Source organism: Paenibacillus sp. MAH-35, from assembly GCF_058135425.1.
The window spans coordinates 255267-281419 of sequence record NZ_JBYUPU010000007.1 but is presented as its reverse complement, the minus strand read 5'-3'; the positions used below and the strand labels follow the sequence as shown (position 1 = coordinate 281419).

Below are 26153 nucleotides of genomic sequence, written 5' to 3'. Positions count from 1 at the left end.
CGGTTCTACCAGATCCAGCACCTCGTCCGCCAGCAAAAACTCGAGCAGCCGCTCGTCACGAAAGTGGGGGGTATCCAGCTCATCCGACAGTTTTGCACCTTTCAGCTCCAGATGCTCTTCGAAAATGCTCGTCAAGAGATTCAACTTTTGTTCAGAAAAAAGCGGCTTTTTGTAAAGAAAATAACCGTTTTGATTATAATAGGCCGCATCCTCCGGAGATAGCAAGCTTTCTTTGTGTTGCATGAACAACGCCTCCACCAATCGATTATAGGTACAACACTACTGTAGCAAATCGGGTGAGGCAGACGCTCATCTTTCCATCCGGAAAAGTTAGCGTATCTTCAGATGTGTTCGACAGGTAGCAGCTCTATACGTTCAGAACAGGTAGAAGTTGTGAAGTTGACGTGGCTGCCGGGATGAACCGGCGGCCTTGTTGAACGGAAGGAATGTATGATCTACCTTGGCGCTCTGCAATTCAATATGCGGTTTTTCTGTTGAAGAAAGGCTTCGTACCGAGAAGGAGATAAAGCCGCGTATCCGAAATTCGTCGAAGTAAGCGGTTGCATATGCGATCGGAAGTTGGCGGTCGGTGCCGGTTATCGGATATGAATGCTTTTCTCCAAACGGGCGACGATCGAACGGGCATATTCCGACGGTGTGACGCCCGCTATTTTTTTGAACTGTCTGGAAAATCCGTGAACGCTTGCATAGCCGAGATATTCGGCGATTTCCGTGAAATTCAGCTGATCGTCCGCTATCATGCTTTTCGCTTTCTCGATTTTCAGACGCTTCCAATACTCCATAACCCCGCTTCCCGTTTGCGCCTTGAACATCGTTTTCAACTGCGTCCGGCCGATTGCAAACTCGCTGCATATCGCCTCCATCGATAAGTCGCTCGCTGCGATGTGGCATTGCAAATAATCGATCAGCCGCATCGTTTCACGGACTTGTTTGTTTTCCTGGATGACGGATGCCGGTTTCACGCTGTCGCGCCGAGTCGAGCCGCCCCGGATCAATTCGAGCAGAAAAATTTCCAGATAATTAATGATCAACTGTTCGGTTCCGAATTTCGCTTCTTCCAAACGATTCGGGAATAACATACGGATGGAGTCAACCGGAGGATTAAACGCCTCCTTGCCGATTTGGACCAGCCGGGACAACAAATGCCGCTCCTGCTCCTCCAGTCGGAACGTGCGATCGGCGAAGAAGCTCATGCATGGGGCTGCGCATTCGAACGTCAAAATGAGGAGCGTGGGGGTTTCGCCGCTGCGAGTTTTACCGACATGGAACAGATTCGGTTTGTAAAAAATAAGTTCTCCCTGGTTCAGCTCGTATTGTCCGACTTCTGTAAACACTTCGAAGCGCCCTTGATCGATGTAAACGAATTCCCAAAAATCATGCTGTTCTCCGACACCGCGATACCCGTTCTTCAGACGTCGATAGCTGAATGTGATAATTTTGTCTATGGACAGCTCCCGTTTCAGCTCGTATCTCGGATATTCCATCGCTTCTCCCGCTTTCCAAGCGCTCCGAACCTTGCATGCGCCGGATGATTTGTATCGTCTATTATAACGCTTTCCGTCCAAATTGGTACATTTATCGACCCGGCGGGTAAATCATTTTTTGCACCCTCGCCCTATAATTTGAGACGAAACGATAAATTTGAGGGGGTAAACCGGATGATAACAAAGAAAACGGTGAACGTAATCGTAATCGTGGCGCTGGCGGCGATGACCGCGGCCTGCGGGGCAGGCAAAACGGACGGAGACGAAGCGGGTAAGCCTATAGGACAAGCAACCAAGGAGGAAGCGAAGCCGGTTGAACTGACCTGGTACCATGTACCGACCGACGGTCCTGTCGGCGACGCCTTCATGCAGCAATACGGGGAGCCGATTCAGCGGAAATATCCGAATTATTCGTTTCAAGTGCTCGTCAATAAAGAGCAGAATACGCTCGCGAATATGGTCATGTCGAAGACGAGCCTCGACGTGATGCTGGCGTCGTTCGCCTCGTTGCAGTCGGTCAAGGAGAACGGGCTTCTGAGCGATATGTCCGATCTGGTCAAAAAGCATAATTTCGATCTGAGCCGGATTGAAGCTGAGCCGCTGGAAATGATGCGCAAAATGGAGGAGGGCAAACTGACGTCCTTGCCGCTGTACGATCTTCGGCTCGTTTTATATTACAATAAAGACCTGTTCGATAAATTCGGCGTGCCTTATCCGAAAAACGGGATGACCTGGGGCGAACTGCTTGATGTTGCAAAGCGGATGACCCGAACGGAGGGAGGAGTCAGCTACCGCGGCTTCGTCACACCGCCAGTCACGGTCGTGAACGCCAACCAGCGCTCCTTGAACTACATCGATACCAAGACGAACCGGTCGGCGATTATGACCGAGGATTGGAAATCGCATATGGAAACCTTCATCCCGTTCTATACCGTACCCGGTTACGACGCCACTCCAGAGACGATGAACAGCGCGAATATGATGAATATGTTCTTGAAGGAGCAGACCGCTGCGATGTTCGTGGCTTACAATTCGTTCGCCGCTACGATCAAGCAAAACGTCCCAAACTGGGATGCCGTCAGCCTGCCGGAAATGAGCGACTTGCGCGGGGTGGCTTCTCAGCCTTATCCGGTCGTCCTGTCGATCCCTTCGACGAGCAAACACCGGGATGAAGCCTTTCTGGCCATCGCGCAGCTATTGAGCGACGAAGTGCAGAAGGAACGGGCGGCCAAGCTCGGTTTTCTGGCTCCTCTGAGAAATCCGGCCGTCAAATCCGCCTTCGCGAGCGACGTGGTTGACTGGAAAGGGAAAAATATTAGCGCCGTCACAGCCCAAAAATCACCGAGCCCGATTGCTTACAGCAAATATAACGCTCAAGGCGCGGCCGCGATCGCGAGTGCTATGCTTGCGGTCATTACCGGACAAAAAGACGTCAACACCGCACTGCGGGAAGAGGACGAGAAGCTTAACAAAACGATCGAAACCGCTGAAGCGGCAAATAAATAGCAGATGCGATACGGCAAGCGCTTTGGACCGAGGCTATGAAGTTGCGGTTGGTTCGGTGCAAATCGTTGCAGAAGCTGTGCGAAAATAGGGAATAGAACTGTCGACGTTATATCGTCAAAATACTCACGCTGATGCTGGTATCCTAAACCGGTATCAGCTTGTTTTTGTATGAACCTCCAATAATCTCTATTCATTTTAGATATTAAGAAAAACTTTAAGTTTACCCAACTTCTTTTTAAGTGATTTTCCTTATCCTATTAGATAGCGCCTTCGGACTCCGAAGGATGAACTTCATACAAGGGATGGATAGAATGAGACGTATTACGATTTTAGTAACGGATGATGATAGAGAAATTGCCGATCTGATCGGCCTCCATCTACTCAAAGAAGGATATTCCGTCATAAAAGCATCGGATGGATTGGAAGCGATTAAAGCCGTTCAGATGAATTCGATCGATCTGGCAATTTTGGATATTATGATGCCCAAAATGGACGGTTATGAAGTAACTCGGCATATTCGGGAAAACAATCACATGCCTATCATTTTTTTGAGTGCCAAAACGTCCGATATGGATAAAATCGCAGGACTGGTTCAGGGGGGGGACGATTATATGACCAAACCGTTCAACCCCATGGAGTTGATTGCCCGCGTAAACGCGCAGTTGCGGCGTTCCATGCTGCTCAGTCAGCTGTCGTCCGGAAACAAGCCTGTATTGGAAACCGGTGGATTGGCCATTTTTCCCGATCAGCGCACGGTCACCTTGTATGGGGAACCTGTTGAGCTGACTCCCAAGGAGTTTGATATCTTGTATCTGCTGGCCAGTTATCCGAAGAAAGTTTTCAGCGCGGAAAATATTTTTGAACAGGTATGGGGCGAAGACTTTTATGAGGGCGGCAATACGGTTATGGTACATATCCGGAAGTTGAGGAGGAAGCTGGAAGAAGATAACCGTAAACAGAAGCTGATTAAAACCGTGTGGGGGGTGGGGTATACATTCAATGGTTAGCATGGTACGAAGCTTTCGTTCCAAAATGCTTTTATTATTGGCGTTTAGCATGCTGCTCGCGGGCACCCTTACATTTTTGCTTTATAAAGTGCTTCAGCTTTATTATCGTGCTTATGTGAAGTTTGAGGATCCCTTGGCTTATGTTCGGCTATTCATCAATGTTGTAGGGGATATTAATTTCTTTTTGCTTTTTTTTATTCCGCTGGTGACGTTGTTTTTCTTTTTTCTCACAAAGCCCTACGCCACCTATTTCAACAAAATTTCGGAAGGCATCCGTTATCTCGCCAGTGGCGACTTTAAGCAGCGCGTATCCATTTCATCCCGGGACGAGTTCGAGGATATTGCGACAGACATAAATCTGGCCAGCGAAAAATTGCAACAAGCCGTTGAAAGGGGAGACTTTGCGGAAAGCAGCAAAGATCAACTGGTCTTGAATTTGGCCCATGATTTACGTACACCGTTGACTTCTGTTGTAGGATATTTGGACTTCATTCTTAATGACGAGCACTTGACCAAGGAGCAGGTCAAACAATATGTGGTTATTGCTTTTCAAAAGTCTAAACGGCTGGAGAAGCTTGTCGACGAGCTCTTTGAGATTACCCGTATGAACTATGGCATGCTTCCGTTTGAGAAAAAAAGGATCGATTTAACCGAGCTGCTGATCCAACTAAACGAAGAACAGTATCCGATCTTTGAGAAACATCAGTTGACCGCCAGAATAAACGTAGCGGATGGTTTGATCGTATCGGGTGACGGGGATTTACTCGCTCGCGTATTTGAGAATTTACTGACCAATGCCGTCCGTTACGGAAAAGACGGCCTGTTCGTAGATTTGAACGCTTATCCGGAAGCGGATGCGGTTGTTATTCAAGTGATCAATTATGGAAGCCCTATAGAGACGGAAGATTTGCCGCATATCTTTGATATGTTTTATACCTGTGACAAAGCCCGTACTCATCAAGAGGGAAGCACGGGACTCGGGTTATTCATTACCAAAAACATCGTGATGCAGCATGATGGAACGGTTACGGCTCAAAGCAGCTTGAGGCATACAGTCTTTGAAGTTCGTTTGCCCCGGATCCAACAGTCTGATGGAAAACAATCCAGGTTCGTGTAGTTCAGTCCAATTGTTAAGGAATAGTTTAAGTTTACCCTACTTCTTATTAAACAGTTTATCCTATCCTATTCATGCAGGGGAGGAAAACCGCAGATGAGAATTAGGGTTTTTGTTGGCCTTCCTTTGCCCAAAGGGAAGTACCAAGAATAGCACATAGGGAGGATTCGATGAAGATCATGCGGCTTCAAGAGGAGACGATGAAAAACTGGAGAGTCGTAGTTTGGTTTGGCGATGACGCTCCATTGGCGATAACCGCTTCATGATGAGAAAAAGAATGAAGCGTCTGGTACGAAGCGATGCGGCAGCAGCTTGGTTGTTTCTTGCACCGAGCGGGATCGGATTTGCGTTGTTTTACCTGATACCTTTTGTTATGGGTGTCTATTACTCTTTTATAAATAGCCCGGTCGAGAGCCAATTCGTTGGATTTGCGAATTACCGCGAGCTGCTGTCGAGCGACTCTTTTCGTAAAGCGTCATCCAATACGGTGTATTTTACCGGGGTCAGCGTTCCCGCGATTGTGGGGCTTTCCTTAGGTTTGGCGATGCTGTTGAACCGGAATCTATTTGTTCGAAATGCGCTGAGAACGGCATACGTGCTGCCGCTTGTCGTTCCTGTTGCCTCGATTGTTCTCATCTGGCAGTTGCTGCTCGATTGGAACGGTACTCTTAATGCGTGGCTCGCTTCTTTTGGATTCGATCGTGTAGATTGGATGAAAACAGAGGCGGCTCGCTATGTGGTAATCGTCGTTTATTTATGGAAGAACATCGGCTACAACATCATTTTATTTATGGCGGCGCTTCAGCAAATACCGAAAGACTATTACGAAACCGCGCAAATGGACGGAGCCGGACGCTTCAGACAGTTCCGCCATATAACGCTCGTCTTTTTAACGCCGACCCTATTTTTTGTCGTCATCATGTCTGTCGTCAACTCGTTCAAAGTATTCCGGGAAACGTATTTGATCGCCGGCGATTACCCGCATGACAGCATCTATATGCTGCAGCACTATATGAACAATATGTTCATGTCGATGGATATTCAAAAATTGACCGCAGCGGCGACGATGATGGCCGTATGCTTTCTGCTTGGGGTTCTCGGGTTATTTGCACTCGAACGGCGTTTCCGGCGGTTTATGGAATAACGGGAGGAGGGAGACGACTGGAACGTTCAAGATTGTCGCACAAGTGGGCGTTAACGATCCTCATGGCCGTTTTCGCGGTGATGTTGCTAATGCCTATCGTGATTACTTTCACAAACTCGCTAATGACGGAGAAGGAAATCGGGATCAATTACGGGCTGATCGGGAAAAAAAACGAGGAGTTCGGCGGGGAAACCGATCGTTTCGCGAATTTGAAGCTGCTGCCGGATCAGGTATCGCTGGAGCAGTATGGAGAAATATTCGTAAACAGTCCGAGATATTTGCTGATGTTTTGGAACTCGGTATTTATGGTGGTTCCGATCATTGCCGGACAGGTATTCGTAGCGGCGTTAGCTGCGTATGCGTTTTCCAAGCTGACGTTTCTCGGCCGGGACAGCCTGTTTTTCGTTTATGTGATGACGATGCTTTTGCCGTTTCAGGTGACGCTGGTGCCAAATTACATCATGGCGGATCAATTGGGACTGTTGAATCGGACAGGGGCGATTATATTACCCGGTATTTTTGCGGCGTTCGGCGTGTTTATGCTCAGGCAATTCGCCCTGCATATCCCTTTTGCTTATATCGAAGCGGCCAAGATGGACGGGGCCGGGCACGTTCGGATATTTTGCTCGATCCTGGTTCCGATGATCAAGCCGGGTCTGGCTGCGTTAGTCGTTTTATTGTTCGCCGATTATTGGAACATGGTGGAGCAGCCGCTTATTTTCCTGGATGACCCCCTCAAACAACCGCTGTCGGTTTATTTATCGAGAGTGAACGAAGGAGATCGGGGGATTGCTTTCGCCGCATCCATGCTTTATATGACCCCGATGGTGCTGTTGTTTCTGTATGCGGAGTCTTATTTTATCGAAGGAATCCAGCTGTCCGGCATCAAAGGGTAGTTGCAACGGTTAGGAGGCAGAAAATGTGGTGACGGAGCTACGCGGGGAGGGTGTACAGCGGAGCCGTAAACGTAACATTCAAATCGTGTTCGGTCTATTTATAGGGCTATTATTGTTTTTTACCTTATTCAGCAATACGCTGCAATCGCTGTCGCTGCCGAAGGTGAGAACGGAAAACCCGACGTTTGGCAAAATTGAACATAAGTTTGAAGGAAGCGGCAACTTGCAGCCGCTGTTTGAAGCAAGGCTGACGAATCCGGCCGGATGGAAGGTGACTGCGATTGATGTGAAAGAAGGAGACAACGTGCTGCAAGGTCAAGTGCTTATCACCTACGATAGCAAAACCGCCGAACGGGAATTGCAGGATGAACTGGCTCAATGGGAAAAGCAAAAGATCGATCTTCAAAACGTACAGGATCGGTACATCGCCTCGGCAACGGAGGGGGATGCAGCTAAGATACGAAGCTCAGGACGCGATATCGAATCGCTCAAGCTCGATCTGGGTATTCAAGAACGCAAAATCGTCGAGTTGAAAGATCGGTTGGCAAACCATAAGCAGATTGCTGCGCCGTTTGATAGCTTCGTGACAAAGGTGAATGCGGCCCAGGGGCTCGCGTCTACTGGAGAGCCGGATGTGGTTATCACCAACAATAGCCGGGGATATCGAATGGATCTTCTGCTCGATACGTCGCTGCTATCCAGCCTGGAAATGGCGATTGAGGAAAAGCTGCAAGTCGAGGTGCGCATGCTGCCGGAGCGGCGGTCGAAAATCATCGAGGGCACCGTTTATGAAATAGCCGATGCAGAGCCGCGTGCGGACCATTCGTCCGGCAAACAGGCAGCAATCGCACAAAAGATTGTACGCGTGAAAGTAGTCGACTCCGATCTGAAAGGGGGCGAGCAAGCATTCGTCAAATTCGCCAAACTGTCGCGTCAAGAGGGGCGGATCATTTCCAACGAGTCGATTCATGAGGATCGGCAAGGCAATTACATCTACGTCATTGAAGAGCGCAAAGGTGCTCTAAGCAATACGTTCATCATTCGAAAGGTCCGGATTCAAACCAGTGAAGCAAACGATAAGGAAACGATGCTGGAATCGGGCAACGTGAATTTGAATGATCTTATTGTTTTGGAGAGCAGCGAGCCGTTGCAGGACGGCAATCGTGTTCGTTTGCAATAACGAATCATTTTGTCCGCCGGAGAGGAAAGAGAGGAATCGTACGATGAAAAAACCATTATTAATCGGAGTTGCATGTTTGATGCTGGCGGTTGCCGCCGGATGCCAAGCCGGAGGCAGCGGAGAGACGGCGAACAAGGAGAAGCCGAAGACGAAGGATGGACGAACAATCCTTACGTTATCTTTAATGGGCTCGGACTGGTATTTTGATGAGATGGAGAAACAATTTGAGCAGAAATATCCGGACATCGATCTGCAAATACAAGCTTACAAGCAAGGTGAAGCGGAATGGGCCGAAGGCGATTTCGAAAAGTACGTAAAAACGACGAACTCGGCTCTTTTGTCGGGAACAGGCGCGGATATAATCGATCTGGGCGAGTTGGATGTTAGCAAATACGTCGGTAAAAAACTTCTAGCGGATATGAAAGACGTGCTGGAGCCGTTGAACAAAAATGATCTGCATATGAACATATTGGATGCACTCCGGGTGAACGGAGGCTTGTACACGGTGCCTACTTCGTTTTATGTAGGAGCTTTCGTCGGGGATGGAGACGCGTTGGATAAAACGATTAAGGTGAACGATAAAAGCTGGACCTGGGAGCAGTTCGAGGAAGTATCGCGGAAATTCATGCAGCAGTCGAATGGTAAAGAGAGTCGCTACGCCTTGGCCAATTACGCACCGGAGCATTTTCTAGCAATAACGGTGCAGAATAACAGCGGGAATTTCATCGATCCTTCGGCCCGGAAAGCCAAATTCGATTCTCCTGTATTTGTGCAGCAGATGAAACAAATAAAAAAGATGTACGACGATCGCATTTTGACGGCTAATAAAGCGAAGATCAGCAATCAGTTGTATTATTCGACCTACTTGTTTTCGCCGCTCGATGTAGCCGAAGGGGCATACCGGTTTTACCCGAATCCGGATCTGCTGCAAATGCCGCATCCGCAAGGACATACCGATGGAAGCACGTTCCTCGTACGGAATCAGCTTGGCATACGAGCCAATTCTGCTGTCAAGGAGGAGGCGCAGAAGTTCATAGCGTTTCTGTTGTCGGAGGACGCGCAATCCGTACTGGATCTGGAAGGCTTCTCCATGCTCAAATCGGTAAACGACAAGCGAATCGGCGAGATTCAAAAGCAAGCGGCCAGCGGAACTTATAAGCTACCGTCCGGGGAATCGATCAAAATGTCCGAAAAACCGTTTGTAGAGCTCCGACAGCTTATTAACACGGCGAATCGCTTTGCCAAGACGGATAACAAAGTGCTGGATATCGTCAAGGAGGAATCCAAGTCTTATTTCAGCGGTCAAAAGACGGCCGAGGATGTAGCGAAGCTGATCCAGAACCGGACGACCACCTACTTGAATGAATAAGGATAAGGAAGAATCGCAAATCGAGAGCTCAAGTGTGCTTGAACGAGAGGTTTGCAGGGATGTCAGTAAAAACTCCAGAAAAAAATGGATCATGTAAGAAACGTGATCCTTTTTTTCTTGGGTACCGGATGCGGGAAGAAGGTCGATATTGATGAGAAAGTATGTAATAGCTTCGTTCGTCTGCCTAATCGGATTGATTGGGATTGCAGCTTACAGTGCCAGCTCCTCTCTGGATTTTCGAACCACTGAACAAGTAATCTTGAATGGGGAAGCGAACAAGGTTTCGGTTATTAACTATAACGGGCACGTGTATGTTCCGTTACGATTTATTGCGGAGAATATGGCTGCAGACGTTCAATACGAAGCGGATACAAGAAAAATTATGATCGATCAATTCAGTGTAAAGTTCGATGAACAAATATTGGCGCCGGTTCCCTATGTAGCCTATGAAAAGAAATCTCGGAACGGAACCGTATGGATGCAAGAGATTCCGCTGGTTCAAGGAAGCTCTTGTTGGATGGGATGTGTTCACGTTCCGGGAGCGCTGACTCTCACTAATGAACAAGCCGAGCACTTACCTGCGGACATGAAACCGAAATCGGAATTCGAAATAACCCACCTCATCGAGCAAGCCGAGTACCCTCCTGTCGTTGTGAAACCGGAATCGGATCTTGTGATTCAATATCCGAAAGGATTGGAACCTAAAACGCAGGAGGTTATTATGGAACCACTTTCGGTAAGTGGCCAAAAAGAAGAAAAGATTATGTCCATGGATGGCAACCGGCTGCATTTATCCGAAAAAACCGGACTTTATCTGATCTCGATCCGCTCGAATTGGGATGAAGGATATACATTGTATGCTTTTGTAATAGAGATCCGCTAACAGGAAGGGATTTATTCCAGTTACTCGCAGCTAGCGCAGACATTCATGCGAGAGTACGCAACGCGGCAATCTGTCGTGGAGATGTATTAGCACGAGCCGGTCGCCCAGTTTTTCCAATAGACGTGATTAAGAGTCTGCGGTTAATTGGTAATATTATATTTCTTCGTCCAGAAAGTGAGCATTCGTTAACCCAGTCTCACCACCCGACAAGCGGAAATGGGGGATTGTTGTGTGAGGAATTTTTGTGATTACTCTTACTCCACTCGACGAAATACGATAACTATGGCGAGGCTGCTGACTTGGATCGGCAGCATCGCTACACGAACGGGCAGTTATTTTTCAATAACTCTGTTTTTATGCTCCAGACAATGGTAAAATTTATGAGAACATGGGTTTGTTTTTGTGTATTTTCCAACGAATAGGGGAGTAGGTGTGGTTGAAATAGTTGTGCAAGCGGCTCCCGTTTGTTTCGTTAAGGAGTCGATGCGAACATGGTCCAATAGACGAACCGCCAGGCACGGCTTCTGTTATTGACCTGTCTGCTCGGCAACATGCCAAGCGTTATCCCTTAATGGAAACGTTGACAGAGCAAGTACGAGCTCACATCCAAAATCACGGTGCACAAATTAAAGTGGAACCGGGTGGATTTGAGACCGAATTTTGTTTTTGAATCTGATGCGCGAGGAGAAGGAAAAGGCATGAAGAATATGAAACGATTACTGCCTGTCTCCCTCATCGGCTTTTTCTTGGCCCTGTTTCTTCAAAGCTGCAGCGGGGGCAATCTTGAATCACAAATTTCACCTTATGAAGACCGAAACGGAAACCACTTTTCCGAAGAGGTCTTCCCGGAAACAGGCTTGGAAGCCCAAAACAGCGATAGCGGAGCGGTGTCAGGATCAAATTCGGGTTTGGACTCAGGTTTGATGGGTTCAACTTATGGATCGAGCATTGGCTCGGATTCCAGTTCCGGTTCAAGTTCTGACCCCAATGCCTGCTCCGCATCCAAACTTCAGGACATTCTTGCACCAGCAACTTCTTCAAACGCTTTTGTCAGCGTGGATTGCAATCTTAACCTGAAGCCCAGCGACGTCATCACCAAGCGACTGGTTTATGAAGGAGCCGGAGCTTCCAATCTGACGTTGAACTGCAACAATGCTAAACTGAAAGGCAATGATGGAGTCAATGAGGGAAAAGACATGATCACCGTCAAGTCCATCCAAGACGGTTCCACTTATTCACGACCTGAATATATAAAGATATCGAGTTGCATCGTTGAAGGTTCCATACGTGTGATGGGACTTGGACCAAATGGAGAGGCCGAAAACGTTTTACTTTCGTCGCTTTCCAGCGATCACACGGCCAGAGCCCAACAAGCGGCTCCGAGAAACATTGAATTTAACAATCTCACCATCCATTCCAAAAACAGAATTCCACTTTACCTCTCTCCAGGGGTGACCTATTCCAAAATTCTGGGCTCCATGTTTAAAGGAACCAGCGGCAGCGTCGTCATTTATCTCGATGCCGAATCCGCCTATAACACCATTAAAAACAACGAGTTCAATGTCACAACAAAGAGTCGTGAAGTGATTGCCATCGACGGTTCAGCGAATAATCAGATCATAAACAATCAATTTTTTGGACTGAACAACGGCGGAATCTTCCTCTATAGAAATTGTGGGGAGGGTGGGACGATTCGCCATCAAACACCGAGCTTTAATGTCATTTCTACTAATTATTTTTACTACAACAAGTATGACGGCAAGCTTCCCTCAATCTGGCTCAGCTCTCGTGATGGAGCCAAAAACTATTGCGAGCTCGATAAAGGTTACTCTTTCGGAAGCAGCGAAAGCAATCGGGACCATGCCAGCTCGAATATCATCTCTAATAATAAGATCCAAAAACTTCCTCCTTCAAAGATGATTCGCCTCGGCGGCAGTGCAACAAACAACGTCATTACAGGAAATAAGCAAGTCGAGTAAAAACGGGGCCATCAAGAGCTCACCCAAGTCCTCGAAAAAGCGAAGATCATGAATGGGAATCACGATCATATTCCCCATACTATCTATCGGACACTGAAATATGCGCAGCAGCATCCGACTGGCTTTCCGCCAAGAAATAAGTTCCCGAGCCAAACAAGCAGACCGCCCACGTTCGGCGGTCTGCTTGTTTGGCTGGCTCCATTACTTTTTCGATGCTTTTTGCTCCGCGATCCCCTTGTTGATCAATTCCTCGGCATTTCGCAGCGCTGTATTGACGTCGACTTCCATACCTTCGGTAAACATTTTTTGGACTTCCGCAATCATGATTGCTTGCGCTTTGGAGTAATAAAGAAGTCCTGGCGTTCTTGCTGGCGGCTCTGAAGCCGGTTTGTTATAGAAGAACGAAGTGACGTGCTTGCCTTTGTAAAATTGGCTATCCGCGTGGAACGAATTTTTCATCTCGTCGCTTATTTTGGCTAGCGGCGGCGCAAATCCCTTCTTGGTCAGCTTCAACTGCGCTTCGTCCGACGTAATAAACGCAGAAACGTTCATTGCAGCTTCTTTATTTTTACTCGTATTCGTTATAAAGAAGAAACGCGGGCTTCCCCACAAGGCGCCATTCGGTTTTTCTTTGAAGGTAGGAACGGAGACGATATCCCATTCGAACGTTTTGAACTGATCTGGCTGAGCGAATATTTGCATGCCGGAGGTACCGGTTGCGAATACTTTCAAGTCCTCCTCGGTGTAACCCGATTTGCTGTCAAACTTCAAGCCGGGCAGCTTGTAGAAGCGGACGAATCCATTGATCAGCGTCTTCCATTGATCGGTGTTGACCGCCGCTTTATCCTCCTTCGCATCGAGATAAGGCAGGGAGAACTGGTTGAATTCCATAAACATTTGGTGCCAGCGCTCGCTGTATCCGCGATATTGGACGCCGCCTTCATTTCTCGTCAGCTTTTGGGCGATTTCGTAAGTGTCATCCCATGTCATGCCGTCCTTCGGATAAGCGACGCCGAATTTATCGAACAGCGTTTTGTTGTAGTGAAGAGCGAATGACGCGGCGTTGATCGGAATACCGATTATTTTGCCGTTCGTGTAATATTTCATCGTATCCAGAAAGGCGGGCTCGATTCTGCTTAAATCGAACTTAGTCGTTTTGATTAACTCGGTCAAATCTTGCTCCAAGCCGTACTCTTGCATCATAGAAGGGATGCCTCCCTTCGTACTGATAATAATATCGGGAACGTTCCCTGTCGCGATCAAGTCGGGTATTCTATTGCTGCTTTCAACGCCAGTCAGTTTGTAGTTTGGAAATTTATCCCTGATAAGCGGAGCGTAGATTTCCTCGAACTCCAATTTGCTCATCGAGCCCAAATAAAACGAAAGCTCTGCGGGCTTCTGCGAGTCGGGCGTTTGCTGCACCGCTTTCCCGTCCGTCTGGTTGTCCATGTTTGCGTTATTCGTACCGCTGCCGCCGCTTGATCCGCATGCCGTCGCAGTAATCGTCACCGCAGAGAGAAGCGCTACCATATAAGTAAATCTACTTTTCATCATGCTTTTTTCTCCCCCATATAATAGTATTGTGATTAAAAAGTGTGCTTGTTTTTGATGTTCCTAACCATCAGGTATAGCTACCGCTATGATTAGACCCCATCTTCTGGTTCATCAACTTTCAGCACAATACCAGTATATATTGTATTCGCTTTCAACAAATATGGAGTTTGATTGCAAAGCTTAGTACTTTCATGAGAATGTTTCCTAATATTCGCAATAATGTTCTATACCTCATCCTACCAGAAATAAACTGGATGATTCCGCTGAACCCCTGGAGCCGTCGATCCTATTTTCTTTTTTGGCGCCCAGGATCATCGTATCTGAAGATAAGCTAATAAAATCGAAAGAAAAGATGAGAATGCCCATGGACGGACAGTTATACTATCGGAGACTTCATTTTGGCTAGCCTGCGGGAAGGACATCGCCGCCAATCCGTTCGCCGACTCATATTAGGAAGGAGACTCATAAAATTGCAATTACTCAGCTTTAAATCATTGTGGGATATGACTGGAACATTGGAAGAAAAATTGGAAAAAATCGCGGAGGCCGGGTACGGGGGAGTCGAATTCACGCTCCCATCACAAGATAAATGGAAGCAATTCCGCGAACTCCTTGAGCGATACAACCTCGCCTTTATTGCACAGATCGTCACACGGGATGACCATATTTCATCATTCGAATCGCTTGCTAGACAAGCAGCGGAATTTAATCCGGTAAAGATCGTTTCGCACAGCGCAAAGGATAGCATGTCCTACGAGGATCAACTGCACTTTTTTGAGAAAGCTCTTGCCGTCGAGGAGGCAATTTCTGTTCCGGTTGCTCATGAAACGCATAGGGGAAGAGCGATGTTTACGCCATGGGCAACTTCGAAGCTACTGCGCCAATTTCCCGAGCTGAAAATTACGGCAGACTTTAGCCATTGGTGCTGCGTATGTGAATCGCTGCTCCAGGATCAATCAGAGAATATGTCGATTGCGCTTGATCGTGCTATTCACATTCACGGGCGTGTTGGATACGCGGAAGGGCCACAAGTCGCTGATCCGCGGGCGCCGGAATACTCCAGAGAAGTCAGAGCATTCGTCAATTGGTGGTTGGAAATATGCAAGCGACGCGCTTCGGATGGCTATGCTACCATGACGTTTACACCGGAATTCGGCCCGCCGGGTTATATGCATACACTGCCGTTTACAAAACAGCCGGTTACGGATGTTTGGGATGTAAATAAGTGGATGAACCAGTTCTTTATCGAAAAATATAGAGACGTGTTCGAATGAGGCACTCCATTAACATACAACTTGTCGCTTACAACGGCTGCGCCAATCAAGGCCACGTGCTGATGCTGCCGTCGACGACCGCAGTCCTATCCAGGTGGTGCTGAGTGCGGCGGTGGGGTAGGTCGCCAGCTATGCGAATGATAGCATGGTTCTACGGATTGTCGTTTCGGAGCCGGATCTGGCTTGCGATTGTTCTGCTCATCACACTGGCAGTAAGCGCGAATGGGACGATCTCGTACTTCATCGCCGCCAAGGTCGTGCAAAAAAACGCCTTCCGGCTCAGCGAAGATACGATCAACAAGACGGCCCAGGTCGTCGATCAGCGCCTGCGTAATATTACCGTCTCGATGATGTCGCTGACCATGAGCGATCCGTTCAGAGAGATGATGGATGATGTTGCTTCGGCGAATACGAGCCGGTACTACCAGCATTTAACCTTGTTGCAGAAGGTGTTCTCGCAATTCAGTTTCTACGACAGCTACATCCAATCGATTCTGATCGCCACTCCGATCGGCGACTTTTATCCGACGACTTCGATTCGCCTCACGAATCATTCGTTCTACGACAGCGACTTGTACCGGCAGGCCAAAATCGAGAAACGGCCTTTCTGGGTGCCGCGCCATGAAGACGCTTTCTTCTCGAATCGGGAGCAGGTCATATCGCTCGTGCTGAGCCCGATCGGGGAAATACCGAATCAGGATTATAACGTCTACATCATTGTTAATGTCAAGGAAAACGATTTGTTACGCTTGATTGCCGACAACCAGGATACGACCGAGACCGGACTGAACTATATGTTCATCAACGAAAAAGGACAGGAAATCGTTCGTTTGCCTTTTTATGCGGCTACCGACGCCAAGTGGCGGTCTTCCTTCCTCGAACGGCTGTACAGAGATACAACCGGCTATTTTTTTTATCCGCTGAATGGCAACGAATCGCTCATCAACTACGCACGAATGGAAGTGGGCGAAAATTGGATTTTACTTGGCGTCCAGTCCAAGGAGCGTCTGCTCGCTCAAGTCAACGGCATCAAACGATCGACGTTGTACGCGCTGTTCGGCTGCCTGCTGCTCTCCCTGTTCATGTCGAACGGGCTGACGAGGCTGCTGCTCAAGCCGCTATACAAGCTGCAGGAGTTGATGAAGCGGGTGGAGCATAACGACTTGAACGTGCGTTATGCCAGCCATTACCGGGATGAGGTTGCCCAGGTCGGATATCGCTTCAATCGCATGCTGGACGAAATCAAACGATTGATCCAGGACGTTACGGACGGGGAAAGGGAAAAGCGGAAGGCGGAAATCAAAGCGCTCACAGCCCAGATGGACCCGCACTTCCTCTATAACACGCTGAACACGATTTATTGCAAATCGGAGCTCGGGGCGAACGACGACGTGAACGACATGATTCTTTCGCTCTCCCACATGTTCCAGCTCGGCCTTAGCAGCGGCCGCGATTGGGTTACGCTGGAAGATGAAATTACCCACATGAAGATGTATTTGGCGATCCAGCATAAATGCTATGACACGTTATTCGATTACCGCCTCGAGATCGGCAGCGGGGTGAACCTGTCGTCGAGCGTACTGAAAATTTTGCTGCAGCCTCTTGTCGAGAACGCGATTGTCCATGGCTTTCAAAACATCGAAAACGGCGGGCACATCGACATCGCCATCCATGCGGAGGCGGCGCAGCTCGTCCTTTCGGTCAAGGACAACGGCTGCGGCATGAACATCGAAGAGGTATATCGCAACATGCACCATGCCGCCACAAGCAAAAAAGGTTATGCTCTGCGCAACATAGCGCATCGGCTGCAATTGTATTATGGCGAACAAGCGCGGATGGATCTATACAGCGAGCCGGGCCGCGGCGCGGAAGTCGTACTGCGGCTGCCGGTAACGGAAGGAGGAGGCGCAGATGATTGAACGGCTCATTCGACTATGCGTGATCGACGATATCAGCAGCGTCGTCGAGATGATTACGAGCCGGATCGATTGGACGTCATACGGGATCGAGATTGCAGGTACGGCCGGAAGCGGTGTCGACGGCCTGCGGCTCGTCGAGGAGACGCGCCCGGATATCGTGTTGACAGACATTCGGATGCCGAGAATGGACGGTCTGGAGATGACCGCTCACATCATGAAGCTGGACCCGCACTGCAAAGTCGTTATTTTGAGCGGCTATACCGATTTTGCCTATGCGCAACAAGCCATTCGGCTTGGTGCGTTCGATTTTTTGAAGAAGCCGTTCTCGCGCGCGGAAATCGTCAAAGTGGTGCTGAAAGCGAAGGAGGCGTGGGAAGAAGAGCGACGCAGCCTGATCGAGGTCCACGAAATGGAGACAAGGCTGAAGAAAAGCATGCCGCTCCTGCGCCAGGAATATTTAAACACGCTCGTTCATCACCGGACAAACGCCGAGCAGGCTGAGAATCGTTGGCGGTATTTTCAAATTCCGCTGGAACCTGTGCAGCTCGTGGCGATGATTGTGGAAATCGATCGTTTCGATGGCAGTTACGCGGCGCTGCCGACCCACGAGGTGGAACTGATCCGGTTTGCCCTGCAAAACATTCTCGAGGAAACGATCGGCACGTTTACGAAAGGCGTCGTATTCCGGGAGAGTGCGAGTCGCCACGCCTGTATTCTCAATTGTGACGATCCGGAGCTGGCCAGCCGCATCGCCGACCGCTGCTGCGCTCATATCGCGTTGTATACCCGCTTCACCATCTCGATCGGCATCGGCTTGATTGCGGACGATCTAAGCCAGCTTCCGGATTCGTACGAGCAAGCGTTGCACGCCTTTTCCTACCATTTCTACACCGGAGGCAACGGGGCATTCAGCTTCGCTCATATCGCCGGCGCCGATAAAGAGCCGCCGCGCTTCGCGCCCGCAGCCGCTCAGGAGCTGCTGTTCGCTTTGCGTGCGGGGAACCTCGAAAAAAGCTCGGTGCTGCTTACGCAGCTGCTAAACGATTTATTCACCGGGACGCCAAAGCCCGATTATATGATTAGCGTTTGTTACGAGCTGGCGTTTATGATGCTGCGGGTGCTGCTGGAGAAGCTCCCTTATGAGCAAGTTCGGGGATTGGAGCGGCGCATTCGCGAGAACAAGGCGGCGGAGCCGACGATGCAAGAGCTGCGGCAGCTGCTGGGCGACATTTGCCGCAAGGGCTGCAAGTGGATCGAGATGCAGCGCACGAGCGAGTCGGAACAAATCGTCCGGCAGTCGATGCAGTACATCCGGGACAATCTCAAGCAGCCGCTTACCGTCGAACAGTGCGCCAAACAGGCTAATCTCAGCGCCGGTTACTTCTCCAACGTGTTCAAAAAAGTCGTCGGCATGACCGTACAACAGTTCATCACGCAAGAGCGGATCGAACGGGCCAAGCAGATGCTGATCGAAGACTATCAGGTGCAGGAAATATCCGATGCGCTCAGCTACGAGCACCGGCGATACTTTAGTGAAGTGTTCAAGAAGGTGACCGGCATGACGCCGTCGGAGTTCAGACAGGCATACTTGGGCAAGGCCGGGCCGTAAGCGAAACTTCGTCGTTTTGTTACCCTGGATGTTGGTCGTGCCGCATGTACGGTCGGTGTCCCAGGCTTCATACTGGAAGAGTAAGCAGCAAATGCTTCAGGGGGCCCGCACGATATTACCGCAGCGCGGGTAACGAACGAAAGGGAGGATTTTCGGCATGAGGAAAAAGAAGATCGGGTATATGGGACTCAGCGTTCTGACGACGTTGGCGCTGGCCGCTTGCAACAGCAGTGGTGGCACCGACGGCGCAAGCCCGGGCGATTCCGCGTCCGCAACTAAAAAGGGTTCGGAAGATAAGGTGAAGCTGGAATTCTGGTCGGTTGATCGTACGGACGCCGATTACACGCGAGAAAAAATCGCCAAGTTTCAAGCCGATAACCCCGGGATTGAAATCAATTATGTTATTAAGACGGAAGAGTACAATCAGGCGATCGATCTCGCTTTTGCATCTTCGCAGTCGCCGGACATTTTCCGCGTCAAGGAGAACACGATTCAGACGTTCTACAAAAAGGGCTATCTGGAGCCGCTCGACGATTATTTTAACGCCGAGTTTAAAAACAAGTTCACGCCGCTGAAAGACCTGAACCTGTTTGACGGCAAAATGTACAGTTTCCCGAACTACGGCTACACGATGCGGCTTGTATATAACGTGGATCTGTTCGAGAAGGCCGGCATCAAAAATCCGCCGAGCACGCTGCAGGAAATGGTTGAAACGGCGAAGAAGCTTACTGCCGTCGGCAAAGCGGACGGAGCTTACGGCTTCGCCCTCAACTTCAAGAGCCCGGCCAGCGCCTTCGACCGTTCGGCGCGCGCGATCGCCGAGCTGAACGGCTATGGTGGTTACGGCTTCGATTTCAAAACAGGCCGGTTTGATGTAAGCGGATTCAAACCTATTGTCGAAGCGTTCCGACAGATGCAAGTCGACGGCAGCACCCTGCCGGGCATGGAATCGCTCGACATCGACCCGCTCCGCGCTCAGTTTGCCGAAGGCAAAATCGGCATGTACATCTCATTCTCTTCCGAGCCTGGCGTCTACCAGAACCAGTTTCCGGCCAAAATCCGCTGGGCGGCGGCGCAGGTTCCTACGTTCGACGGAACCGTGCGCGGCGCATCCGGCTTCCTAGGCGGCCAGTGGCTCAGCATCAGCAAAAACTCCAAGCATAAGAAAGAAGCCGCCAAGTTTCTGAATTTCATGTACGGCGAGCAAATCATGCTCGATTATCACGAAAAAGGATTCGGGATCTCGATGGTGCCATCGGTGCTGAGCAAAGCGAAAAAAGCGGATATCAAAGGCTTCGAATTTTTTGTTCCGACAAAGTACGACGGCGCATGGCCGATTCAGCCAACCGTTGCCGTACAAGGCGAAAAATACCAGGACGCGTTCTTCAAGTACATGCTGCAAGGCGGCGATCTGAACAAAATCATCGCCGATCTGAACAAGCGCTACAACGAGGCGCTCGACAAAGCGATTGCCGCCAAGGAAGTGGATGTGAAGCCTGATCCAAGCTTCGATCCGAAAAATTTACAAAATATGTTAGTGAAGTGAGATTAGCTCGTCAAGGCGTAGGGTCAGAAGTGGCTTCTGACCCTTTGTCGTAATTTCGGGGAAAGGTTCGTGGGACCCATGAAACAATGGAGAACGAATGCGGCGGGTGCTTTCTTCACCTTGCCCAGTCTTCTCTTGACGCTTGTGTTTACGGTATATCCAATCTTTTGGGTGTTCCGGTACATGTTTTATGATTATAAAGGGTACGGAACGCCCCGTTTCATCGGCCTGGACAACTTCCGCACCTTATGGTCGGATCATTTGCTGTGGAATTCCGTCGTCCAAACATTCGTCTATGCAGGCGGGAAGCTGATTCTTACGCTGCCGCTGGCGCTCCTATTGGCAGTTATCCTCAATCGTGCGATCAAAGGGCGACAGCTTTTGCGGGCGATTTATTTCTTGCCGACGATTATCAGCTCTGCGGTGATTTCCGTTGTGTTTTTCATCATTTTCAACTCGTACAACGGCATTTTGAACCAGTTTTTAATCAAGCTCGGTATCACCGACAAAGGCGTTGAATGGCTGGGGCCGAAATACGCCATGCTGACGGTCATTCTCATCGCGGTATGGGGAGCGATCGGCAACTATATGATTTTATTCATCGCCGGTTTGCAGAACATTCCGCATGAGATTCATGAGAGCTCGGAGTTGGATGGCGCGGGCGCTTTGCAAAAGTTTTGGTACATCACGGTGCCGATGCTCGGTCCGGTGCTGCAGATGGTCATCATGCTGGCGATCATCAACTCGCTCAAAAGCTATGAAAGCATCATGGTGCTGACGGACGGCGGGCCGATTGGCAAAACCGAAGTGATGTTTCTGTACCTGTATCGTCTCCTGTTCCCGACGCCATCGGCCAGCAGCGTACTGGAGCAGCAGATCGGCTACGGCAGCGCGGTCGGTTTCGTGACGGCGGTAATCGTCGGCGGCGTGACAGCCCTGTACTTTTATATGTCCAGAAAGTTAAATCAAAACGTCTAATCCCGTCTATCTACCGTTTTTTTCTTGGAGGAATGGATCATGCAGCAAGCAACTGCGGGAAAGCCCAAGCCGAGCGCTTCAAGCGGCGTGGTTCCCGTCTTTCTACGTCCCGGAACGATCTTTCTATGGATCTTTTTGTTGGTCATGGCGTTTCTCACGCTATTTCCGGTGCTTGTGGCCATCCTCGGTTCGTTCAAAACGAACGCCGAGTTGACCGCCGGCGCTACCATACTGCCGAAGACTTGGCACTTCTCCAACTACGTGGAGGCATGGAAGACGGCCAATTTTTCCCGTTATACGTGGAACAGCCTGTTTATCAGTATAACCACGACAGCGGGAACGCTGCTCGTCGCTTCGATGGCTGCCTACGGCGTGGAGCGGCTGCGATTCGCGGGCAGACGGATGTATGTCTTCATTCAAGCGGCCACGATGTTTATCTCTGTCGGTCCGCTGGTGCTGCATCCGCAATTCCGACTCATGGTCACGCTGCACTTGCAAACTTCGCTGTGGGGTGTCGTTATTTTGCTGGTCAGCGCCCACGCGGCCACTTACTTCATCCTGTACAGCTTCGTCAGGGCAATCCCGCGGGAGCTGGACGAGGCGGCCAAAATCGACGGCAGCTCGATGCTGGGCACGTATTGGCGGATCATCCTGCCTTTGCTTGGGCCGGGACTGGGGGTATCGGCGCTGTTTACGTTCCGTGCAGCCTGGAATGAATACATTATGCCGCTCGTGTTCACGATGAGTCAGCCGAATTTGCAGCCGCTCACGGTAGGCTTGTCCAACTTGCGCTACGGCGCTTCTGCGGCTGCGCAAACGCACTATATGATGGCCGGCGCCTGTTTGTCGATCTTGCCCATACTCCTCGTTTACGTGTTTGCCAACAAATCGTTTATGCAGATGACGGCAGGTTCGATCAAAGGATAATACCAGCTTTCATACAAGCCAGCCCTTGCTCTCGCGGGGGTTGGTTTTTATTTACAGGGGCTAAATAATTAAATATGATGGGTGGTAAGGATTTGTAAGGAAGCGATAGCTGTTTTTATAGCGAAAGGGATGATAGTCATTGTTCAATCAAAGATTGGATCAGAGGATCGCTGCAGAGCTGTTGTTGCCGGCATCCAGCTTTAATCCGTTCCCGAAATTCGCCGATCGCGAGGCATGGAGCTCGCTTCCGGAGCAGGTTACAAGCAAATGGCTGGCTTGGGCTGAGGAAAACATCGACTATGAGTGGCCTGCCTTGCCTGCTGTCAGGTATATGGACTACGTGCGTAACGGCAACCGTTCCCGTTATGAGCAGCTGTATTTCAAACGCAGAAGAGTGATTACCGAGCTGCTGATCGGCGAATGTATAGAAGGCAAAGGCCGGTTTATCGAGCCTCTGATCAACGGGCTCTGGTGCCTATGCGAGGAATCTTATTGGGTAATACCGGCTCACCTGTCCTTATCACGCAGCAGCGCCGGTTCCGAGCTGCCGGACGTGACAGATCCGGTTATCGATTTATTTGCCGCCGAAACTGGCGGCTTGCTGGCATGGACCGTTTATTTGCTGAAGGAGCGGCTTGACGAGGAAAGCGCCATGGTCGTTAAACGGATTCGATATGAAATGAAACGGCGCATTTTGGAGCCGTACCTGCAGCGCGACGATTTCTGGTGGATGGGATTCACGGGCAGGAAGGTGAACAATTGGAACCCTTGGATTTTATCCAATTGCCTGGCTGCGTTCATCCTGCTTGAGGAGGATGAGACGGATCGCAGTCGTGCGGTAGCCAAAGCGGCGAAAAGTCTCGATTTTTTCATGGACGTGTATCATCCGGACGGCTGCTGCGACGAGGGCCCCGGTTATTGGGGCCGAGCGGGCGCATCACTCTTCGATTGCATGGAGCTGCTTTATTTGGCGTCGGTCGGCAAGCTCAGCTTTTTCGAAGAACCGCTCGTTCAGCAGATCGGCAAATATATTTATCGGGCGCATATTGACGGCAATTATTATGTGAATTTTGCGGATGGCAACGCCAGATTGAACATTTCGGCGGATGTCGTATACCGGTACGGAAAGCGGATCGGCGACAGCAGAATGTCCGCATTAGGGGTATGTGCCTTTCAAATGAACGGGATTACGCGCGAATCGTTCGCGTCGCCCTTCCGGATACTGGGCGAGCTGTTCGACGCCGAAACGCTGCTTGAAACGACTGCCGCCGCACCGTACGAGAGGGACGTTTGGATGGCGGACACGCAGGTGTTCGCGGCCAGAGAGCATGCGGGAAGCCCATCCGGCCTATACGTCGCGGCAAAAGGCGGACACAACAACGAGAGCCATAATCATAACGATATCGGCCATTATATCGTCTACTACAACGGCCATCCGTTTCTGATCGATGCGGGAGTGGAGAACTATACGAGCAAAACGTTCAGCCCTAGACGATACGAAATTTGGACGATGCAGTCCGATTACCATAGCGTTCCTACCGTGAACGGGGTGCAGCAGATGGCGGGGGCGTCATTTCGGGCGACGGAGGCATCGTACGAAGCAAATGACGATATGGCTGCCGTGACGATGAATATAGCGCCGGCTTATCCGGCAGAAGCCGGCATTGTCTCATGGAGGCGCACGATCAGCTTGCAGCGCGGAAGTCACGAGAACGCAGCGGTGGAAGTGAACGACACGTTCCGGTTGTCGGCCGCCACGTCTAATCTTGTACTGAACTGCCTAACGCTGCAGGAGCCGATTATGCGGCAAGGAGGGCGTATCGAGCTTATTAATAAAATCGGTGAGACACTGCGCCTTCAATACGACAGCAACCGGCTGACGGCTGAGGTGGAGCACGTACATGTCACGGACTCCAAATTGTTGTCGGTGTGGGGAGATTCGGTATATAGATTAAAGCTGAAGGCGCGCGAACCGGCAGCGGAAGGAACTTTTCGGCTACGGTTTGCGGCGGTAGCGGGCAGCGAGATTAAGGATACCAAATAGACATGAATCCAGACAGTCTGGAGGCCGTAAGTAGCGGTTCCGGACTGTCTTTTTGAAGTAGTTCGAATTCGGTACAAATCAAATGTTTAATTGTAACATTATAAATTTCTTCTGCTTCATTGCTTCGTCATCCTCTCCATATCGCTCTGGTATACACATTGTATAAGAGCGCCGCTTCCGCATATAGTTACTCGCTGTCATCCGTTTTGTCATCCGGGCCCGTAGTCGCAGAATCAGGCTGTGCGTGACAAAAACAATGACAGCCCGTAACTATCGGCTTTCTCTTCTCCCGGCTACAATGAAAATGTCAAATGGAGATGAGCAAACGCTGAGTCTGGAGAGAGAGGATGTATCGTTTATGAATACCAGCTTTGATGTAATTGTCGTTGGGGCGAGAGTAGCAGGCGCTTCGCTGGCCTATGAATTGGCGAAGGCCGGATGGAAGGTGCTGCTGCTGGATAAAGCCCAGTTTCCGAGCGACACGTTGTCCACGCATAATTTTCTTAGCAATTCATTGGTCATGCTGCGGGAGATGGGAGTGCTGGACCGCCTCTTGGAGACGAACACGCCGCTTTACAGCCGGGCCGTTATCCAATTCGACGATACGGTGATCGACGGCCGGTTTCCGGAAGTCGACGGGGAAATGCAAGGCCTGTGCATACGCCGTAAGCATCTCGATACCCTTCTGCAGCAGCATGCTTTGGCACAAAACGGCGTGACGCTGATCGATGGGTTCCGCGTCACCGACGTCATCCGGGAAGGGGAAACGGTCACAGGGGTAAAGGGGGCGTCCCGCAGCGGCCAAACGGCGAGCTTCCATGCCAGGCTGGTGGTCGGGGCGGACGGCCGCTTGTCTGCGCTGCGCGGCCTTGTAAACAGTCCATGTCTCCATTCCGTACCGACGGATTTCGCTTCTTATGTCGGTTATTATGAAGGCTACCGGCAGGACGGCGATATCCATGTGGAATTGTACAAAATCGGCGATAAGATGGGGATTGTGTTCCCGACGAGCGACGACCGGTATGTCGTAGGCATCATGTTTCCCTTGAACGACGCGTACTGGATGGACCGATTTCAAAGCACGCCGGATACCGCCATGCTGGAAATCGCGGAAAGCGGATTTGCCGGTTCGCCTCTCCCCGGTCGCCTGAGAAAGGCACAGCAATCCGAGAAGATCAAAGGGCTGCACGGTTACAACAATGACTGGTTCCAGGGGATGGGCAAGGGGTGGGCGCTTGTAGGCGATGCTTTATCCTTCAAGGACCCGGTCGTCGGTCAAGGGATGCCGGACGCGCTTTACGGCGCACGCACTCTGACCGGCATTTTGAGCCGGTACCGCGATTGGGACGACAACTGGGAGAGGATGGCCGCAGACTATCAGTTGCAGATGGAGCATACGATGATGGCGCGCTTTCAAATGGCATGTCAATTTACTAAAAACGTTCCGTTTACACAGGAGCAGCACATGGTCAACCGGCTGATCGCCGCAAGCCCCGAGGCGACCCGCGCGTTTTTGGGCGTGTATAACCGTGCCGTGGAGCCGCAGGAGCTCGAATCGATCCTGATGGGGATGCTTTCCGGCCAATAAGGAGAGCGAACCGTGCGTGGCTGCGCACGGAGAGGACTTACAACGACATCGCAAGCTGGAAGTAACCCTCGCGTAATCCGCGATCGGGTTTAGCTTCTGGCTTGCTTCTTTCCCCTATACGATTCAGCCGG

At 50.2% G+C, this 26153-nt stretch carries 19 protein-coding genes and 1 pseudogene; 17 read left to right on the top strand and 3 right to left on the bottom strand.

Annotated features, from left to right (window positions below):
• Both AC3Y2E_RS10615 and AC3Y2E_RS10610 read right to left on the bottom strand, forming a co-directional pair.
• Nucleotides 1–243, bottom strand: a pseudogene (locus AC3Y2E_RS10615) (phytanoyl-CoA dioxygenase family protein); the annotation flags it as partial.
• Between the two features lie 353 nt (nucleotides 244–596).
• Nucleotides 597–1505: a helix-turn-helix domain-containing protein gene (locus AC3Y2E_RS10610; protein WP_379209898.1), complete on the bottom strand. Its 909-nt coding sequence runs from the start codon at nucleotides 1503–1505 to the stop codon at nucleotides 597–599.
• Between the two features lie 174 nt (nucleotides 1506–1679).
• Here AC3Y2E_RS10610 and AC3Y2E_RS10605 point away from each other — a divergent pair, with 174 nt between their 5' ends.
• The 9 genes from AC3Y2E_RS10605 (at nucleotide 1680) to AC3Y2E_RS10565 (ending at nucleotide 12583) form a co-directional block, all read left to right on the top strand.
• The gene (locus AC3Y2E_RS10605) at nucleotides 1680–3011 is read left to right on the top strand and encodes an ABC transporter substrate-binding protein (RefSeq protein ID WP_379209896.1); all 1332 of its coding nucleotides are present in this window, start codon (nucleotides 1680–1682) and stop codon (nucleotides 3009–3011) included.
• A gap of 311 nt (nucleotides 3012–3322) precedes the next feature.
• Nucleotides 3323–4018 (top strand): response regulator transcription factor, encoded by a 696-nt coding sequence (locus tag AC3Y2E_RS10600; RefSeq protein WP_379209894.1) that lies wholly within the window; start codon nucleotides 3323–3325, stop codon nucleotides 4016–4018.
• Nucleotides 4011–5135, top strand: coding sequence for a sensor histidine kinase (locus AC3Y2E_RS10595; protein WP_379209892.1), 1125 nt, complete (start codon nucleotides 4011–4013; stop codon nucleotides 5133–5135). The genes AC3Y2E_RS10600 and AC3Y2E_RS10595 overlap by 8 nt, the downstream gene beginning before the upstream one ends.
• A gap of 274 nt (nucleotides 5136–5409) precedes the next feature.
• Nucleotides 5410–6276 (top strand): carbohydrate ABC transporter permease, encoded by an 867-nt coding sequence (locus tag AC3Y2E_RS10590; protein WP_379209929.1) that lies wholly within the window; start codon nucleotides 5410–5412, stop codon nucleotides 6274–6276.
• Nucleotides 6277–6293: 17 nt separating this feature from the next.
• Complete coding sequence (locus tag AC3Y2E_RS10585) at nucleotides 6294–7172, top strand: carbohydrate ABC transporter permease (RefSeq protein ID WP_379209927.1); 879 nt, start codon at nucleotides 6294–6296, stop codon at nucleotides 7170–7172.
• A 25-nt stretch (nucleotides 7173–7197) separates the two neighbouring features.
• Nucleotides 7198–8352 carry an efflux RND transporter periplasmic adaptor subunit gene (locus tag AC3Y2E_RS10580; protein WP_379209889.1) on the top strand — a complete coding sequence of 385 codons (1155 nt, stop codon included), beginning with the start codon at nucleotides 7198–7200 and terminating at the stop codon, nucleotides 8350–8352.
• A 43-nt stretch (nucleotides 8353–8395) separates the two neighbouring features.
• Nucleotides 8396–9721, top strand: a complete 1326-nt coding sequence (locus tag AC3Y2E_RS10575; RefSeq protein ID WP_379209887.1) for an ABC transporter substrate-binding protein — start codon at nucleotides 8396–8398, stop codon at nucleotides 9719–9721.
• A 151-nt stretch (nucleotides 9722–9872) separates the two neighbouring features.
• Nucleotides 9873–10604, top strand: coding sequence for a stalk domain-containing protein (locus AC3Y2E_RS10570; protein ID WP_379209884.1), 732 nt, complete (start codon nucleotides 9873–9875; stop codon nucleotides 10602–10604).
• Nucleotides 10605–11302: 698 nt separating this feature from the next.
• Nucleotides 11303–12583, top strand: a complete 1281-nt coding sequence (locus tag AC3Y2E_RS10565; RefSeq protein ID WP_379209882.1) for a hypothetical protein — start codon at nucleotides 11303–11305, stop codon at nucleotides 12581–12583.
• A 201-nt stretch (nucleotides 12584–12784) separates the two neighbouring features.
• On the opposite strand, the gene AC3Y2E_RS10560 is transcribed toward AC3Y2E_RS10565, so the two are convergent.
• Nucleotides 12785–14137, bottom strand: coding sequence for an ABC transporter substrate-binding protein (locus AC3Y2E_RS10560; RefSeq protein ID WP_379209880.1), 1353 nt, complete (start codon nucleotides 14135–14137; stop codon nucleotides 12785–12787).
• Between the two features lie 470 nt (nucleotides 14138–14607).
• On the opposite strand from AC3Y2E_RS10560, the gene AC3Y2E_RS10555 reads away from it, so the two are divergent.
• From AC3Y2E_RS10555 to AC3Y2E_RS10520, 8 genes are all read left to right on the top strand, one after another.
• Nucleotides 14608–15411 (top strand): sugar phosphate isomerase/epimerase family protein, encoded by an 804-nt coding sequence (locus tag AC3Y2E_RS10555; protein ID WP_379209878.1) that lies wholly within the window; start codon nucleotides 14608–14610, stop codon nucleotides 15409–15411.
• A gap of 131 nt (nucleotides 15412–15542) precedes the next feature.
• A complete protein-coding gene (locus tag AC3Y2E_RS10550) occupies nucleotides 15543–17330 on the top strand; it encodes a cache domain-containing sensor histidine kinase (RefSeq protein ID WP_379209876.1) in 1788 nt (595 codons plus the stop codon).
• Nucleotides 17323–18939, top strand: coding sequence for a response regulator (locus tag AC3Y2E_RS10545; RefSeq protein ID WP_379209874.1), 1617 nt, complete (start codon nucleotides 17323–17325; stop codon nucleotides 18937–18939). The genes AC3Y2E_RS10550 and AC3Y2E_RS10545 overlap by 8 nt, the downstream gene beginning before the upstream one ends.
• 157 nt (nucleotides 18940–19096) lie before the next feature.
• Entirely contained in the window at nucleotides 19097–20485 is a 1389-nt protein-coding gene (locus AC3Y2E_RS10540; RefSeq protein ID WP_379209872.1) for an ABC transporter substrate-binding protein, read from the top strand.
• 78 nt (nucleotides 20486–20563) lie between these two features.
• Complete coding sequence (locus tag AC3Y2E_RS10535) at nucleotides 20564–21463, top strand: carbohydrate ABC transporter permease (protein ID WP_379209925.1); 900 nt, start codon at nucleotides 20564–20566, stop codon at nucleotides 21461–21463.
• Nucleotides 21464–21607: 144 nt separating this feature from the next.
• Nucleotides 21608–22390: a carbohydrate ABC transporter permease gene (locus AC3Y2E_RS10530; RefSeq protein WP_223837005.1), complete on the top strand. Its 783-nt coding sequence runs from the start codon at nucleotides 21608–21610 to the stop codon at nucleotides 22388–22390.
• Nucleotides 22391–22529: 139 nt separating this feature from the next.
• Nucleotides 22530–24434 (top strand): heparinase II/III domain-containing protein, encoded by a 1905-nt coding sequence (locus tag AC3Y2E_RS10525; RefSeq protein ID WP_379209869.1) that lies wholly within the window; start codon nucleotides 22530–22532, stop codon nucleotides 24432–24434.
• A 358-nt stretch (nucleotides 24435–24792) separates the two neighbouring features.
• Entirely contained in the window at nucleotides 24793–26022 is a 1230-nt protein-coding gene (locus AC3Y2E_RS10520; RefSeq protein ID WP_379209867.1) for an NAD(P)/FAD-dependent oxidoreductase, read from the top strand.
• The last annotated feature ends 131 nt before the right edge of the window (nucleotides 26023–26153 follow it).

Excerpts from the sequence above, each read along its gene's own strand:
- AC3Y2E_RS10610 (WP_379209898.1), bottom strand. The coding sequence starts at position 1,505 with ATGGAATATCCGAGATACGAGCTGAAACGGGAGCTGTCCATAGACAAA.
- AC3Y2E_RS10605 (WP_379209896.1), top strand. The coding sequence starts at position 1,680 with ATGATAACAAAGAAAACGGTGAACGTAATCGTAATCGTGGCGCTGGCG.
- AC3Y2E_RS10600 (WP_379209894.1), top strand. The coding sequence starts at position 3,323 with ATGAGACGTATTACGATTTTAGTAACGGATGATGATAGAGAAATTGCC.
- AC3Y2E_RS10595 (WP_379209892.1), top strand. The coding sequence starts at position 4,011 with ATGGTTAGCATGGTACGAAGCTTTCGTTCCAAAATGCTTTTATTATTG.
- AC3Y2E_RS10590 (WP_379209929.1), top strand. The coding sequence starts at position 5,410 with ATGAAGCGTCTGGTACGAAGCGATGCGGCAGCAGCTTGGTTGTTTCTT.
- AC3Y2E_RS10575 (WP_379209887.1), top strand. The coding sequence starts at position 8,396 with ATGAAAAAACCATTATTAATCGGAGTTGCATGTTTGATGCTGGCGGTT.
- AC3Y2E_RS10570 (WP_379209884.1), top strand. The coding sequence starts at position 9,873 with ATGAGAAAGTATGTAATAGCTTCGTTCGTCTGCCTAATCGGATTGATT.
- AC3Y2E_RS10565 (WP_379209882.1), top strand. The coding sequence starts at position 11,303 with ATGAAGAATATGAAACGATTACTGCCTGTCTCCCTCATCGGCTTTTTC.
- AC3Y2E_RS10560 (WP_379209880.1), bottom strand. The coding sequence starts at position 14,137 with ATGATGAAAAGTAGATTTACTTATATGGTAGCGCTTCTCTCTGCGGTG.
- AC3Y2E_RS10550 (WP_379209876.1), top strand. The coding sequence starts at position 15,543 with ATGCGAATGATAGCATGGTTCTACGGATTGTCGTTTCGGAGCCGGATC.
- AC3Y2E_RS10545 (WP_379209874.1), top strand. The coding sequence starts at position 17,323 with ATGATTGAACGGCTCATTCGACTATGCGTGATCGACGATATCAGCAGC.
- AC3Y2E_RS10540 (WP_379209872.1), top strand. The coding sequence starts at position 19,097 with ATGAGGAAAAAGAAGATCGGGTATATGGGACTCAGCGTTCTGACGACG.
- AC3Y2E_RS10535 (WP_379209925.1), top strand. The coding sequence starts at position 20,564 with ATGAAACAATGGAGAACGAATGCGGCGGGTGCTTTCTTCACCTTGCCC.
- AC3Y2E_RS10530 (WP_223837005.1), top strand. The coding sequence starts at position 21,608 with ATGGCGTTTCTCACGCTATTTCCGGTGCTTGTGGCCATCCTCGGTTCG.
- AC3Y2E_RS10520 (WP_379209867.1), top strand. The coding sequence starts at position 24,793 with ATGAATACCAGCTTTGATGTAATTGTCGTTGGGGCGAGAGTAGCAGGC.